Here is a 15,725-nt window from a genome sequence, read left to right as displayed (position 1 = left end):
ATTAATAATAACTCATGAATAAGGACTGAGGACTATGACTAAAGATAAAGAATTGGAAATCCAGATACAATTCCTGGAAGAAGCAACTGATTATCTCAATACTTTAGAGAGTCTATTACTGGAAATTAACACCAGCAAACGTATTGAGTTAGAATCCATTAATGCTGCAATGCGAGCTGCTCATTCCATTAAAGGTGGAGCAGCAATGATGGGATTTCGTGTATTAAGTGATTTGGCTCATAAATTGGAAGATGCTTTTAAAGTTTTAAAAACTCAAAAAAATTCCTTAGAACTGGATAATTATTTACAAAGTTTATTACTATCTAGTGTTGATTGGTTGCGACAGATTGTTGAATTACTGGCAAAGGGTAATAATCTAGATCATAGTTGGTTAAAACAATTTTGTTACCCGGTTTTTGACGAACTACATGAGCGTTTAGGTGAACCTACTCCAGAGGATTTTACAACTTTGTTGTCGTCAGAAGATGATCAAGAAATTATCCGTTTATTATTTGAAACTGAAGTTGAAGAGTATTTAAAAAACCTGGAGGCTCGATTAAAAAGTAGTAATAAATCGAGCTTAGGATCAGAGTTATTAATGATGGCAAATGAGTTAGGTGGGTTAGGAGAAATGCTGCAAATAACAGCATTTAACCAATTATGTAAATCAGTTAATTCTTACTTAAAAAGTTATCCTGATAATTGTGTGAAAATCGCCGATTTAGCATTAAAAGCATGGCGGAAATCACAGATGTTAGTATTAAGTAATCAGCTAGATAATTTACCGACAGAAATTGATTTTGAGGAAGGCATTAATGATAGTTATTCTGCAAATTCTCAAGATTATTTATTAAATGAATCAGTTATTTCTGATGTTCAATTATTGGAAACTGTCCAATTATCTCCAGAAAGTGCTGATAAAGTATTAGCTTCTGAAAATCCAGCAATAGATTATAGATATACTGAACGGAAAAGTGATATTAATTCAATTCCGAAAGAAAGAGAAAACCAGGAAAATACAGTGAGAGTTCCTAGTAAACATTTAGATAAAATTAATGATTTATTTGGAGAAGTTATTATTCAACGTAATGGGTTGAATGTGCAAATGGAAAGATTACGTAAATTGGTACGAAATCTCAGTCAAAGAGTCCAAATTCTTGATCAAGAAAATCAAGAACTGCGAACAGCTTACGCTAAAATGATAACTCATAATCATCTAGGAGAGAAATCAGCTAATTATAGTTATCAAGAGACGGAAAATAATTTTCTAGAACAAGATAACTATCAAAAATTAAATTTTTTATCTCAAAATGTGATGGAAACTATTGTCCAAGTTGCAGAAGTTACCAGTGATATTCAATTAAGTGTAGATGATACAGACCAAATAGCGCGAAAATTGAATAAAACTTCTAAACAATTACAAAGAGAATTAACTCATGTCAGAATGCGTCCTTTTTCTGATTTAGTGGAACGTTTTCCTAGAGCTATTAGGGATTTAAATGTAGAGTATGGAAAAAATGTACAGCTAAAAATTGAAGGTGGAAATACTTTAATTGAAAGAGGGATTTTAGAGGCTTTAAATGAGCCTTTAATGCACTTATTACGCAATGCTTTTGATCATGGAATTGAAGATCCAACTACCCGTAAAACCCAGGGAAAAGCCGAACAAGGGTTAATTGAAATTAAAGCGGCCTATCACAGTAATCGGACAATTATTACTATTCGTGATGATGGTCAAGGTATTTGTTTAGACAAAATTCGTCACCGCGCTTTAAAAATGGGTTTAGATGATTTTTTATTAGATAGTTCCAGTGATGAAGAATTACTATCATTAATTTTTGAACCTGGATTTAGTACATCGGAACAGGTAACAGCCTTGTCAGGTCGGGGAGTGGGAATGGATGTAGTCCGTAATAATCTGAAATTAGCGCGAGGAGATGTGAATGTTGAAACCCAAGCAGGAGTGGGAACAAAGTTTACTTTATCAGTCCCATTTACTTTGTCAGTAGCGCGGGTTTTATTAGTAGAAAGCGATAGTTTGATCTTAGCATTTTTTACGGATGTAATAGAGGAAATTTTCTTACTAGAAAATGAGCAAATTTTCTGCCAAAATGGAAAAGAATTTCTTAATTGGCAAAATACTCAATTACCATTTCTGCGCCTAAATAGTTACTTTGAATTTAATTGTTCTCGCTACAATAATCTAGAATTAGAAACTTTGCCGATAATTAATGCTATAAGTGTCTTGATAGTCAAACATGATCATCAACGGGTCGCTGTTCAAATAGAACGCTGCTGGGGTGAGCAAGAAGTGGCTATTCGTCAAGTGGAAGGTAATATTCCCCTTCCCAGTGGATTTAATAATTGTACAATTCTTGGTGATGGTCGAGTAGTTCCTCTGATTAATACTAATGATTTAGTATTATGGATTACAACTGGTGAACGTCCTCAAATTAGTAATAAGTTACTAACTACAAGATTACAAACTGCATTCTTAAAACCACCAAAAGTACCAACTGTAAAACAACTTATTCGCCAAAAAGAGGTAATTTTGATTGTTGATGATTCAATTAATGTCCGGCGTTACTTAGCCCTAACCCTAGAAAAAGGTGGGTATCAAGTAGAACAATCTAAAGATGGTCAAGATGCTTTAGAAAAGTTAGCAACTGGGTTACAAGTTCAAGCGATAATTTGTGATATTGAAATGCCCCGTATTGATGGTTACAGCTTTTTAGAGCAGATTAAGAGCAATCCAGAATTAAGAAATATTCCTGTCGCTATGTTAACTTCTCGTAGTAGTAGTAAACATCGTCAGTTAGCTATGCAATTAGGAGCAAAAGCTTATTTTTCTAAGCCGTATAATGAGCAAGAATTATTACGGAAATTAGAAGAAATAATTTTCCAGATTGCAGAAACAACAACATCAAATTAATTCGTAATTCTTAATTCATAACTAATCTGATGAGGTACAAAGTTAAATCATAAAACTCTTATGGTGGGGCATCTTGCCCGCTTACTATAACTGATAACCTTGAGAGTCAGAAGCATAAAACGCTTTAACTTTGTTAAAACTATATAGAGTACAATCAAGCCATTTTAAATTTGAACATTTTTACTTTTTTTACACCAATGATTCAGTCTACACGGAGCTTATGGAACTTTGGACAAACGGTACTAGGTATCATATTCCGCCATCCCATTACTGGTACAAGTATTATCCCCGTTTTACCTAATGGTCAGATTGTCCTCATTAGAAGAAAGGATGATGGTTGTTGGTCATTGCCCGGTGGTATGGTAGATTGGGGAGAAGATGTTCCCCATGCAGTCCATCGGGAATTAATGGAGGAAACAGGACTAGAAGTAGTCAAAATTCGCCGTTTAGTGGGAGTTTACTCCTCCCCAAACCGTGATCCTCGTATTCATTCTATCTGTATTGCTGTTGAGGCTGAAGTTCAAGGAAAAATGGCAATCAAAGATACCTTAGAAGTTCTAGAAATCCAAGCTTTTCCCCCTAGTTCTCTACCGCAACCAGATATGTCTCATGATCATTTTCGTCAGTTACAAGACTACTTAAATGGTTTAACAACACTCGCATAAAAGATGGAAAATTAAAGATTTTGGGTTTGGAAATTAAATCCAAAATCTCGAATTAGCAATTGTCAAACTTAGATAACTTAGATAACTAAATCAGTAAATTAAAATGAATTTTTTATTTCGTAATTCCCGAATAAAACTTACTCAAGGAATATTATTTTGGCGTGAAGTTGGTACAGGAATACCCATGATTTTTCTCCATGGTGCATGGAATGATGGTAGTGAATGGGTATCAACAATGGAATTATTAGCTGAAAATATCCATTGCTTTTCACCAGATTTGTTAGGTTTTGGTGAATCGGCAAATCCTAATATTCACCATTCCATAGATTTGCAAGTTGAGTGTTTAGCTGATTTTTTAGAAGCTTTAAAATTGGAAAAAGTCTATTTAGTTGGTAATTCTCTAGGAGGTTGGATTGCAGCTAGTTATGCTTTAAAATATCCAGAACAAATAGCTGGTTTAATATTGTTAGCACCGGAGGGCGTCGCAGCGGAAGGACAAAATCAGGAATGGCAAAAAAGACGGCGTTTATTTAATTGTTCACCATTGATAATTAAATTTTTACGCTCAATTATGCCCCTGACAAAATTAATTCGCTGGGAAGAAAGAATTGCAAAAGATTTAGAATTAAGAAAAATCTTGTTACAATCCTCTACAGCTTGTCAATTACTTTTTAACCGCAAGCAATCAGAAATAGCAGCAGAATTATTAGAAAAACACTTACCAGAAATTACAGTTCCCTGTTTAATTTTACAAGGTGGTCAAGATACACAAACTGCTATATCTAGAAGTAATACTTATGCTCAACTAATCCCTAATGTTCAGTTATACAATATTGCCCATGGAGAGAGCAATTTACCAGAGTCTTGTGCTGGTGTTATCGCTGAAGCTATTCGAGATTTTATCGGTAATTAATCAATAGCTAGATTGACTCTAAATACCGACGTAACTTACTACTAAATAAATCAATAATTGTGACTACTACTAATAGCACTAACATCATAGTTGTGGCTTTAGTATATTCAAAACCATCTATATAGCTTTTTAATTGAAATCCTATTCCCCCAGCACCAACTACTCCTAAAACCGAAGCAGCACGAATATTATATTCAAACATCCATAGGGTATAACCCAATCCTAAAGGCAATATTTGCGGCAATATCCCATACTGAACAATCTGTATTTTTGATGCTCCAATTACCCCTAAAGATTCTAAAGAATGATAATCTACAGATTCTATCGCTTGTTGATAAAATTTAGCAAGATAGCCAATAGTATATATTGATAATGCTAATGTTCCCGCAGGTGCACCCAAACCTGTAGCAGCTACAAATATTAAACCTAAAATAATTGAAGGTACGGAACGAATAGCATTTTGTAGTAGGTTTGCTATCCATCTTAACCATAAGGGGGCAATATTACTAGAACTAGCTATGGCAATTGGTAATGATAAAACTGCACCTATAGATGTTCCCCAAACAGACATTTGTACAGTTTCAATTAATCCTTTAACAGCAATATCTAAAACTTGCAAATTGGGAGGAAATAACCGATAAATAAAATCTGTAATAAAAGGCCAGCTATCTTTTAATAATTTAAAATCAACTTTTAATCCTTGTAATGACCAACTATAAACTCCTATGATTAATAGAAAGATAAGTGAGGGAATTAGCCAAGAATAATGGTGGAAAATTTGTGAAGTAGATTTTTTTTTCATGGTTTTTAATAACTAAATATAAGTTCAATTTTCTTTAACAAAATGTGATGAAAATTGCCCTTGTAAATTTTCACATTTACCATCATAAACTACCTTCCCACCATCTAAAATTATCGCCCTTTGAGCGTATTCTGTAGCTAGTGCTAAATCATGTAAAACGGTAATTATGGTTAGTCCTTGTTGATGCAATTTTGATAAAGTTGTCATTACTTGTTGTGAGGCTAATACATCTAAACCCGTAGTAGGTTCATCCGCTAAAAGTATTTGTGGAAATTGCATTAGTGATCTAGCGATCGCTACTTTTTGTTGTTGTCCACCACTCAATTGACTAGTTTTTTGATATGCTTGCTCTTTTAAACCCAATTGTGTTAATAATTCTAAAGCTAACGTGCGATCACTTTGCGGAAATCCTAATAAAGTTTGTCCCGTCTTTCTCATTCCCAACCTTCCACATAAAACATTATCGAATGCTGATAATTGGCGAATTAATCCCCCTCCCTGAAATAACATTCCCACATCTCGACGAATTTGCGGTAAGTTTTTATGAATTGCAGACAGACCATTAATTTCAACTTCTCCTTTCACCAAAGGAACTAAACCAACAAGTGATTTTAATAATGTTGATTTACCTGCTCCATTCAATCCTAATAATACTACAAATTCACCCGGATTAATTTCGCAATTAATATCATTTAAAATCGGTCGCTGTAGAGATTCAATATAAACTGTTTCCAAATGACTACATTTAATTAAACTCACGTTACTTTTAGACGAACTGTAATTGGTAGCTAATTCTGGGTAAGTATTCATGGCTATAAGACTAACTTTGATTTTTAAAAGCTTGTTCAGTATTGCCCATAATTATATTATAATTATAATATATTTATTTGGGTAGGCAATACTAGATTTTTACATTGAAAGCTAAGGACTAAATACTTAACTTTAACTTATTATTCTATTCCCACATTTTTTAATGCTTCCCGCATTGGTTGAAGGTGACGATCATGATCAACTCTGACCAATTCTGTGGAATTATATAAATTGGTTAGTAATTGCTGATTTTCAGATTTATTCAACTTTAACAAGGCATTAATTAGTTTTTCTCTAATGACAACTGGAACATCATCATCAATAGCAATACCATGAGCAGGAACACCAGAAATTTTATGTAATATTCTCACCTTATCTCTATTTTCAGCCGCTAAATAGGGAGGAAAAAGAGCATATTCTGATACTACAGCTACATCCGTTTGACCTCTAACTACAGCATCTAAAGCTTTACTATAATTACCACCATAATTAACTTTACTAAAGAAAGTATCTAAGCGATCACGGTTAGGTACAAAACCCTGTTTTACTAACTCACTCACTGGAAAAATAAACCCAGAACCAGATGTAGGAGAAGTAAAAGTAATAGTTTTTCCTCTGAGTTGTTCTAAGGTTGCTTTCGGAGAATTTTTACTTTTTAATTGGCTGTTATTGGGAACAACAAAAACAGAATTATAAGTATATCTGCCAGAGTAATTTTTGCGAACTTCAGCCAAATATAAGCGAGAATTTGCTAATTGTTCAGCTTTTAAAGCCGGACGACTACTTAAAAACGCTACATCAGCCCGATTTGCTCTTAAAGCTTCTACTGCGGCTGTTTCATCACCTACTTGCGCTTTAATGGGTATACCTACCATCTTAGATAAAAAAGCAGCTACATTATTAGCTTTATTTTGTAAGTCAGTAGAATCAGACCGACTAGGAAAAACTATAGTTAAAGATTTAATATTTTGAGCAACTAAATGTCCTCCTGATTGATTTTGCGAGTGGTCAGCTATGGCTACTTGTATAGAACTAAAACCGCTTATAACTACTCCTGTCAAGGTCAAAACCCCTACAGCCATACCCAATAAACCCTTATTACTGACGATCATTTTTCTACTCCACTAGGAATTGTTTTTAGTATTTCTGCAAATTACTTGCAATTAGTCCCTTTAAAAAATATAACCTTTTTAAGAATAAAAGTCAATAAGCAAAATTTTTTGCTCAGAAAAATCTTGAAACCACCTCTAAGAGTGGATTTCTGATCAATATACGTATTATCACGGTATTTTTGTCTCGTTTTTTACAAATATTTAGGATAACATAGTCTCAAAAAGAGTAATTAAAACACCGATTTATTAGAAAGATCGGTGTTTTTATGATCAGAGAATGATTAATACTTTTATGGACAAACTAAAATAAACTATCTAAAGTTTCATAGTCGTATTCCTCTAAAACTTCATTAAATAGTTTTGTAGCCCTATCTTCATCAAACTCTAAATCTTGTGCTAACTTAGTCCAATATTCGTATTCTTCATCACTAAAACATTCATCAGCAAGAGCAAATTCAACAGACATTTGGAAAGTTTCCTCTGCGGCATCTTCTGCTAAAATAATTTGTAAAGCCGCATTGTAAAGGAGTTCAAACCCGCCAATTTCCATTAAACCCTGGATTTTCTCCTCCAGAAGTTCAGTATCAATTTCATAAGTTTCATAAAGTCCAGTTAATAACTCTGATTCTTCATCAGATAAACCATCTATAGAAGCACCACACAAACAAATGACAGCAATAGATTCTACAAGAGTTAAATAATAATTATTTGTTTCTTCTGCGTCGTCCTCTTCATAGAAATCTTCATCAAAATCCTCATCTTCTTCAACCCAAACATCCTCCGTTAAATCGAAATCAGTTGTTCCTTTAATTTTCCAGCATTCAAAACATAAATCTGGGTTAGTCATATACTCATAGGGAATATAGCAATAGCCTGTTTCTCCCCACTCTTCACCCCATGAATTACGGACAATAAAGACTTCAGCACTATCCTTATAACCCACGCAAAGCATAGCGTGTCTACCATGTTCTTGCCTACCTTCATCACTGCCCAAATCTGGCATTGGTACTCTTCCTTTGCTGTTAACACGATCAAAAGAATTAAACAAAGTGAGTCCAAAAACAAAAGGATAACCTTCTGCTAAACAATGTTTCATAGCATGGAGATCCACAGGGACTTGTTCTGGTGTTTCCCATTGGAAATCAGGAACACTTAGGAGTCCAGCAGCCTCTTCATAGGCATTATAAATTGGTTTAGTATTAACGTTTTTGACCTTGCCATTATCTGTAACTTCATAAGCCCAGGTTGATTCGTGACAAATACCTTTTTCCTGTAAACTGATTAATGCTAAAGTAATGCTGCTTCCTTGGTCTTGAATTTTACTTTCACCGCTGTGTTGTAGTCCTAGCTCTCGGGCATTGTAATAGACAAAAAGACGACTAAAATCAACTTCTGCTCCTACACGGTTCATAATATACTCATACCCGCCTACCACCGCATTGGCTGTACAACTGTTAGAGCCGGCTTGATTTTCTACAGGAGTCATGAAAGGACGCAAATCAACCTGTGGTGGTAATTCTGTATCCGTAAATCGCTCACTATTGTAAACTTGAGAATCCGAAATTTCTTGTTGGGAAGCACTACAACCGCTTAATGCTTTCCATAAACCAGTATTCCGATCTACAACGTAAGATAATAAAGCTTGTTTAGGCATGGAATTTTATGTGGATTATCCACAGAGCAGAAGGTATAAAAATTATAAAATATCCTCGTAACATAGATTCAGGAATTTAATAATTACTAAATTATTCTTGACACCCCTTCTGATTAATGAAGGGGATATGGGGTTTTTACTTACATCCTAAAGATACGCGAGTATTTATACCAGTTTTAGAATTGACACCACTGGCATTAACACAGAGTTTTTTGACCTCTATCATATCTAAAATTGAATTGGTAAAATCAGCACCAGTGACATCAACCTGATCAAAGCTGGAACGTAACATCATCGCATCTGTAAAGATTGCATCACTTAAATCAGTATTTTTGAATTTCGACAAATAAGCAATACCTTGACTAAAATCCGCACCGTGAAAATTTACAGTATCTAATAAAACACCATTAAATAAAGCACCGCGTAAGTCAGCATTGCTAAAATTAGTGTTCTCTAATTTCACACTTGTAAACTCAACCCTAATTAAACTTTGTCCAGAAAAGTCCTTTTCATTGATTCCCTTGTTCATAAGAGAGTTAGTAACACTAGAAGAGCTTGCAGCTTGCGCTGATAAGGGGAACACCAACAACACCAAGGCTAAAATCAGACTAGCTACTACTGAACGATATTTCATAATCTTTGCTTAATAAATCTCAACAATTCCACTATTAATCATTAAACCGCAGGAGGGAATTCTCTGCTAAATTAGCAGCTATCACGTAGGATAGATAAATGTTGAGGCACTATCCTATTCACGTATAAATGATCACCTGTGGCTAATCAAGAAAATATTACCTCGTCGTCGGTCGCTCAGGGGGGAAACTCCCAAGACCGCGCGACCTCCCAATCTCTAGCGCGAACCCCTTTATATCAAATGGGTGTAGAACTGAAAGCTAGATTTACCAGCTTTGGAGGCTGGGAAATGCCTATACAGTATAGTAGTATCACCCAAGAACACCACGCCGTTAGAAATACGGCTGGGATGTTCGATATTTCTCACATGGGCAAATTTACCCTCCAAGGTAAAAACCTGATTTCCCAACTTGAGTATTTAGTTCCCTCCGATTTAAGTCGCTTGCAACCTGGACAAGCGCAATATACAGTATTACTCAATCAGCAGGGTGGAATTATTGACGACATAATTATTTACTATCAGGGTACAGAAAACACTGATACGCAACAATTAGTAATTATCGTTAATGCTGCAACTACTGACAAAGACAAAAAATGGCTATTGGCACATCTTGATACTAAAGTAGTCCAATTTCAAGACCTGTCACAGAGTCAGGTATTAATTGCTATTCAAGGACCAACAGCTACTCATCATCTGCAATCCCTATTTAAAACAGACTTATCACCTATTAAAGCCTTTGGGCATTTAGAAACAACCATTTGGGGAAAACGGGCATTCCTCGCCCGCACAGGGTACACTGGTGAAGATGGTTTTGAGGTGATGGTAGATTCCTCCATTGGTATAGACTTGTGGCAAAGTTTATATAATGTTGGTGTTATTCCCTGTGGACTTGGTTGTAGAGACACTCTTCGCTTAGAAGCTGCAATGGCACTTTATGGGCAAGATATTGACGATACTACCACACCTCTAGAAGCTGGCTTGGGTTGGTTAGTACATTTAGATACTAAAGGTGATTTTATTGGGCGGGAAGTTTTAATCAAGCAAAAAGCCCAAGGAATGCCTCGTAAACTCGTAGGTTTACAAACACAAGGCCGGAATATTGCCCGTCACGGTTACTCTGTATTATCATCGGATAAAGTCGTAGGAGAAGTAACAAGTGGCACTCTTTCCCCTACCCTTGGTTATCCCGTAGCTTTAGCTTATGTTCCCGCGCAGTTAGGAAACCTGAAACAGCAGCTAGAAGTGGAAATTCGTGGCAAAGCTTACCCTGCTGTAGTTGTGAAGCGCCCATTTTATCGCTCAAACAATCGTCCTACTAATTGATAACCTTTGAGGTTTTTGAGGAATAATGTCTTTTAGGTTACTGTTGTAACACTATTTTTGTTAACGTAGAAGAGAAAATGATATGTCTTTTGAATATCCCCAGGATTTGCGATACTTAGACTCTCATGAATATGTTCGTGTAGATGGAGAAATTGCCACCATTGGTATTACGTCCTTTGCTATAGATCAATTAGGTGATATTGTCTTCTTGGAACTGTCGGACATTAGCGAGGTTATTACCAAGGGGGACTCATTTGGATCTATTGAATCAGTGAAAGCTGTTGAAGACCTAAAATCACCTATTACTGGTACAGTCGTAGAACGCAATGAAGCTTTGATAAATAACCCAGAACAAGTAGCTGAAGATCCTTACGGGGAAGGTTGGTTTTTAAAAGTCCGTATTAATGATCCTGATGAAGCTAATGAGGATACATTGACAGCAGATGAATATAGTGGACAGGTAGAGGGTATGTAAATAATTTCCTTTATACATTCCCGAAGATGAAAAGAAACTGTATCAATTAAACTATATCTCAGCTTTTTGAGCAACTTGAAAGGCTGAGATATAAGTGGTTTGAATGTTTACTCCATAGTTATTTGCGATCTTTTCTCGTAATTCTATAAATAAACAATTTCTGGTTTCTATATCTAGTTTTAAATAAGCTGTATAAGTGCTTAAAATTAGGAGAAATTCATCAATATAATAATCTACTTTACAGACAACTTGTTCAGAAACTAGATTTTTAAATTTACCTGAATTAATGGCTTTTTGTCCTAAAGCTTGAACTATATGTTTTTGAGTTTCTATATCTTCATATCTATCTAAATATGGAGCATATTTTCGATAAATTTCCCGACAATTTTGATAAACTTCATATTCTGGTTGAGGAGTCATATTCCACAGCAAAATTAAAGCCCCATTATTCCGTAAAGCTTCAGCAATTTTACTATTACCAAATTCAGGATTAATCCAATGGTAAGAAGTTGCTGCTAAAACAGCATCAAATTGTCCAGGTTTGAGTTCCCATTCTTCAAAGGTAGTCTGTTGAATTTCTATCTGTGGATACATTTCACAGTTTTTTCTTGCTAAATGATAAGTTGCTAAACTTGGTTCTAGACAGATCATAGAAAAGCCTAATTGAGCAAATGCTAAAGTTGCATTTCCTGGTCCACAACCTAATTCTAGAATATTAGCATTTTGGGACAGTTGAGCTATTTCTATAGCGCCATTAATAATTTCCTCTGGATAGCGCGGTCTGAGTTTATTATAAGCTTCTGCTACAGGAGAATACCAGTTTTTTCTAGTTTCTAAATTTTGAGAATATAAGTCGTTTAGTAGTTCAAATTCTTGCATAATTTATTTCTAATTTGCATAAATCAGGAGTTTTTCAGATTTCCTAAAGCTATCACAGCATTTTGTCCACCAAAACCAAAGCTCAAACATAGCACTTGTTGAATTTTACTTTCTTGTGCTGATATGATAAAGTTTAAATTATATTCTGGTTGCTGAAGTCCTACACAGGGTGGTAAAATTTGCTCCTGTAGTGCCATAAGCGAAAAAGCTACACCTAAAGCTCCTGATGCTCCTAATGTATGACCCGTGCTACCTTTAGTAGAACTAATTGCTAATTTTGCGGGAAATAAGCTTTGGATAATTTTGCTTTCCATGCGGTCATTTAACTGGGTAGCTGTACCATGAGTGTGAATGTAGTCTATATCTGTTGGTAAAATGTGACTACGTTCTAAACATTGCTTAATTGCCATAATCGCACTTTTGCCTTCTGGTTGTGGAGAAGTGCCATGATATGCGTCTGCTGTTAGCCCAAAACCTAATATTTCTCCATAAATCCTGGCTTGACGTTGGGTAGCTAACTCCGCAGATTCGAGAATAAAGACAGCACCACCTTCACCTAGTACCAAGCCTTCTCGCTGCAAATCAAAGGGATAAGCCCCTGTTTTAGCTAAAGCCCCCATTTGCCTAAATCCAGCAATTGTCAGGGGGGTAATGGGTGTTTCTATTGCTCCTGTAATTACTTGTTGATATTGCCCAGTTTTAATTAACATTGTCGCTTGAGCAATTGCCGAAATTCCCGTTGCACAAGCCGCCATTGGTGCTAAAACTGCTCCTGTTGACCCAATTTGTCGCGCTACAGCGATCGCATTCATCTGGGGTAAAGTATTTAACCAATCGTCTAAATTTAATCCGGCTTCCTGCTGATAAACCTGTTGTGCCATTAGTTCCCAAGAGGCTTGATAACTACGACTTGAACCAATTACCACCCCACAATCTGGTAAAGGTGCTACTAATTGAGCATCTTGTAAAGCTGAGGTAACAAGTATTTCCGTAAGTGTATTTAATGAAAAGGGTTTTTCAGCAATTAATCCTAGGGGAATGATTCCCAATTCTGGAAATGGTTGATGTAATTTAATCCCTGTTTTTCCTAATAGTAAATTTCGCCAACAAGTCTCTAAGTTTTTACCTAAAGAGGAAACTAGAGCAATACCAGTAACAACAACCCTAACCAATTTTAGATTTTATGAGATTTTATATAATCACTGGGGAGTCAGGAGTCAGAATAATTGTAAAATTATGAATCAAGACAAGGCTAGTTATCAATTATTTTGCAACTGACAACTAACCACTGACAACTGACCATTGACAACTGACCACTAACTACTGAGGAGTTTTCAGATTTTCCGCACCCTGAGTAACTTTTGCAGACTCAATGCGATCGCCTTGCTGAATTTTGTTCACTACCTCAAAACCTTTGGTGACATGACCAAACACAGCATAGTTACCATCTAAAAAAGATAAATCTGCTAAAGCAAAGTAAAATTGCGAAGAAGCAGAATCAGGAGATTGTGATCTGGCCATAGCGATCGCCCCCTGCTTGTGTTGTAACTCAGACTTCTCAGTAATTGTCTTGTTGTAAATAGGCTGAACTGCGCCCTTTGGCCTAATTTCTAGGGGTATCCGCCGCTCATTCCCAGTTTTAACATCTATAAAACCACCTGTTCCCAGTCTATTTTCCGGGAATTTCGGGTCTTTACCTTGTGGATCTCCACCTTGAACTACAAAAGGTTGCGGTTCACGCACAACCCGATGGAATACCAAACCATCATAAACGCCTTTTTGTACCAAATCGACGAAATTACCAGCAGTAATTGGTGCATTTGTGCCATCTACTTCAATCTCAATTGGTGCGCCATTAACTGTCATCACCACCGTAGCTTTACCTTCAAGGCGTGGTAAATCTTTTATTCCGGGAACACTCTCACTTGCATCTGGGGATGGAATAGAGGATGCTGTACCGCTGGTACATCCTCCCAAGGTCAAAGCGCCAATCATCAATAGAACTACAAAAAATTGTGAAAATTTTAACCGCATTGTTAGTAACTGTATTAGCCCAAGTATCTTTATGTGTTATTGCCAATTCCGGAATTTGGGATTTTAGGGCATGATTATTAATGAATATATTTCATAGATTAGAAACAATTGATTGATCACCAATTCCAAATCCCAAATCCCAAATTTCTAGAGTCCTTCTAAGGATACTCCCAAAAAACGAGCTAATTGGGCACCTTGAGTTTCTAAATCTGCTAAAGATAAGGGTTGACCCACTCTAGTCAGGGGAATATCCCTTCTACCCTTAATCCTAAGATACAAAGCCCGTTGAGGATTCAGACCTTCTTTAATCACAATCCTGACCGATTGTACATCTTGGATACGTCCGTCAATTTGGATTTGACGGTTTTTTCCTGGAAAACCCCACCGAAAAATTTTTAGTGTCCCCGTTTCCTGGTTAAACTCATTATAGCCCCCACCTAAATCCCATAGAACTACTAACCACAGATATGCAGCTAATAGCAAACCAGCAGCACCATATAATCCCATCACCAATCCTTGGGGGACAAAAATCAGTTGTGTTGGATCGGTAACTATGAGTAAATTAACTTTGAGATAACTAGAGATACTGGCTAAGAAAAAACCACTGGCTCCCATAGTAACAATAGTTGCCCACCAGTAGTTGCTAAACCGACGTGAACCAAGAACCTTTTGATAGAGGAGGCTCTTGCTTGTGTTAACTGTTGTTGATACCGTCATTAAACTACCTTGGACTATCTTTCTCAAGTCTGCCATTGAAGGAGTGTGGATTGCAAGTTATCAAGGAAATAAGCCGAAATTTTATCTTCAATTCAGAACCTGGGGGGGCCGGTGCTGCACCCCTAAAAAGATTTCTGAGAAAATCTATGTCCAAATGTTAAAATTCTGATATTCATAGTATTGAAGATAGTAGATATTTAACTTCCTGTTTTACTATCCGGTGCAAACCCTACCCAAAAATAAGGGACACAAGCTCTGTCCTTCTATGTGGTAGAATTTTGTGTAGTCGCCTTATGGCATTGGGAGACTTTAAACGAACGTCGAGGGATGGTAAGACTATGTTAATAGCACAGCCCAAGGAAGCGTTAAGGAATCCTCTCTCATGAAAGAAAGAGGAGATATGTCAAGAATGTGATAAATTAAGAATCATTAAGCTACCAGAATCTAGATTACTAGTTAATGATAGCTAAACATGGCATAATTTATGAGAAATGATCACTTTGTCAAGTAGTCAGTTCTCACGGTCTTAGCTTCTGTAAGACTGCTGGGTTTGTAAAAAAAACGTTCAATTGCTCATAGCAGATGATATAAATCGGTAAAACCGCTGAAACACTGCTTCAAGAGACGTGGCGATTTTAGTAAAAAACGAGGATTTTAGTTAAATGACCATCGCAGTTGGACGCGCCCCCAGTAGAGGGTGGTTTGACGTATTAGACGACTGGTTAAAGCGCGATCGCTTTGTATTCGTAGGTTGGTCAGGAATCCTATTATTTCC

At 36.2% G+C, this 15,725-nt stretch carries 14 protein-coding genes and 1 pseudogene; 6 read left to right on the top strand and 9 right to left on the bottom strand.

Annotated elements, in window-relative coordinates; translation table 11 throughout:
• The first annotated feature begins 34 nt into the window (after positions 1 to 34).
• From H6G44_RS09195 to H6G44_RS09185, 3 genes are all read left to right on the top strand, one after another.
• The gene (locus H6G44_RS09195; protein WP_190386240.1) at positions 35 to 2,932 is read left to right on the top strand and encodes a hybrid sensor histidine kinase/response regulator; all 2,898 of its coding nucleotides are present in this window, start codon (positions 35 to 37) and stop codon (positions 2,930 to 2,932) included.
• A 197-nt stretch (positions 2,933 to 3,129) separates the two neighbouring features.
• Entirely contained in the window at positions 3,130 to 3,597 is a 468-nt protein-coding gene (locus H6G44_RS09190) for an NUDIX domain-containing protein (RefSeq protein WP_242031697.1), read from the top strand.
• A 103-nt stretch (positions 3,598 to 3,700) separates the two neighbouring features.
• Entirely contained in the window at positions 3,701 to 4,510 is an 810-nt protein-coding gene (locus H6G44_RS09185) for an alpha/beta fold hydrolase (RefSeq protein ID WP_190386242.1), read from the top strand.
• Positions 4,511 to 4,517: 7 nt separating this feature from the next.
• Here the strand turns inward: H6G44_RS09185 and phnE are convergent, their stop codons facing one another.
• The 5 genes from phnE to H6G44_RS09160 all read right to left on the bottom strand — a co-directional run bounded on the left by phnE (position 4,518) and on the right by H6G44_RS09160 (position 9,522).
• Positions 4,518 to 5,312: a phosphonate ABC transporter, permease protein PhnE gene (gene phnE, locus H6G44_RS09180; RefSeq protein WP_190386243.1), complete on the bottom strand. Its 795-nt coding sequence runs from the start codon at positions 5,310 to 5,312 to the stop codon at positions 4,518 to 4,520.
• Between the two features lie 24 nt (positions 5,313 to 5,336).
• On the bottom strand, positions 5,337 to 6,122 hold the full coding sequence (locus H6G44_RS09175; protein ID WP_190386244.1) for a phosphonate ABC transporter ATP-binding protein: 786 nt from the start codon (positions 6,120 to 6,122) through the stop codon (positions 5,337 to 5,339).
• A gap of 140 nt (positions 6,123 to 6,262) precedes the next feature.
• Positions 6,263 to 7,234, bottom strand: coding sequence for a phosphate/phosphite/phosphonate ABC transporter substrate-binding protein (locus tag H6G44_RS09170; protein WP_190386245.1), 972 nt, complete (start codon positions 7,232 to 7,234; stop codon positions 6,263 to 6,265).
• Positions 7,235 to 7,535: 301 nt separating this feature from the next.
• Positions 7,536 to 8,888: a C1 family peptidase gene (locus H6G44_RS09165; RefSeq protein WP_190386246.1), complete on the bottom strand. Its 1,353-nt coding sequence runs from the start codon at positions 8,886 to 8,888 to the stop codon at positions 7,536 to 7,538.
• Between the two features lie 136 nt (positions 8,889 to 9,024).
• Positions 9,025 to 9,522, bottom strand: coding sequence for a pentapeptide repeat-containing protein (locus H6G44_RS09160; RefSeq protein ID WP_190386247.1), 498 nt, complete (start codon positions 9,520 to 9,522; stop codon positions 9,025 to 9,027).
• A gap of 138 nt (positions 9,523 to 9,660) precedes the next feature.
• Between H6G44_RS09160 and gcvT the strand changes: the two genes are divergently transcribed.
• Both gcvT and gcvH read left to right on the top strand, forming a co-directional pair.
• Positions 9,661 to 10,845, top strand: a complete 1,185-nt coding sequence (gene gcvT, locus H6G44_RS09155; RefSeq protein WP_190386248.1) for a glycine cleavage system aminomethyltransferase GcvT — start codon at positions 9,661 to 9,663, stop codon at positions 10,843 to 10,845.
• 82 nt (positions 10,846 to 10,927) lie between these two features.
• Entirely contained in the window at positions 10,928 to 11,320 is a 393-nt protein-coding gene (gcvH, locus tag H6G44_RS09150; RefSeq protein ID WP_190386249.1) for a glycine cleavage system protein GcvH, read from the top strand.
• Between the two features lie 51 nt (positions 11,321 to 11,371).
• On the opposite strand, the gene H6G44_RS09145 is transcribed toward gcvH, so the two are convergent.
• The 4 genes from H6G44_RS09145 to H6G44_RS09130 all read right to left on the bottom strand — a co-directional run bounded on the left by H6G44_RS09145 (position 11,372) and on the right by H6G44_RS09130 (position 14,950).
• The gene (locus H6G44_RS09145; protein ID WP_190386250.1) at positions 11,372 to 12,199 is read right to left on the bottom strand and encodes a class I SAM-dependent methyltransferase; all 828 of its coding nucleotides are present in this window, start codon (positions 12,197 to 12,199) and stop codon (positions 11,372 to 11,374) included.
• A 23-nt stretch (positions 12,200 to 12,222) separates the two neighbouring features.
• Positions 12,223 to 13,371 (bottom strand): beta-ketoacyl-ACP synthase, encoded by a 1,149-nt coding sequence (locus tag H6G44_RS09140; protein WP_190386251.1) that lies wholly within the window; start codon positions 13,369 to 13,371, stop codon positions 12,223 to 12,225.
• Positions 13,372 to 13,519: 148 nt separating this feature from the next.
• Positions 13,520 to 14,233 (bottom strand): peptidylprolyl isomerase, encoded by a 714-nt coding sequence (locus H6G44_RS09135; protein ID WP_190386252.1) that lies wholly within the window; start codon positions 14,231 to 14,233, stop codon positions 13,520 to 13,522.
• Positions 14,234 to 14,380: 147 nt separating this feature from the next.
• A complete protein-coding gene (locus tag H6G44_RS09130; RefSeq protein ID WP_190386255.1) occupies positions 14,381 to 14,950 on the bottom strand; it encodes a photosystem I assembly protein Ycf4 in 570 nt (189 codons plus the stop codon).
• Positions 14,951 to 15,612: 662 nt separating this feature from the next.
• Here H6G44_RS09130 and H6G44_RS09125 point away from each other — a divergent pair.
• Positions 15,613 to 15,725 (top strand): annotated as a pseudogene (locus H6G44_RS09125) (photosystem II D2 protein (photosystem q(a) protein)); the annotation flags it as partial.

The organism is Aphanizomenon flos-aquae FACHB-1287 (genome assembly GCF_014698755.1).
In the GTDB taxonomy this organism is placed as follows: Bacteria; Cyanobacteriota; Cyanobacteriia; order Cyanobacteriales; family Nostocaceae; genus Dolichospermum; species Dolichospermum flosaquae.
The sequence above is the reverse complement of the archived record's forward strand: the minus strand, read 5'-3'. Positions and strand labels throughout refer to the sequence as shown.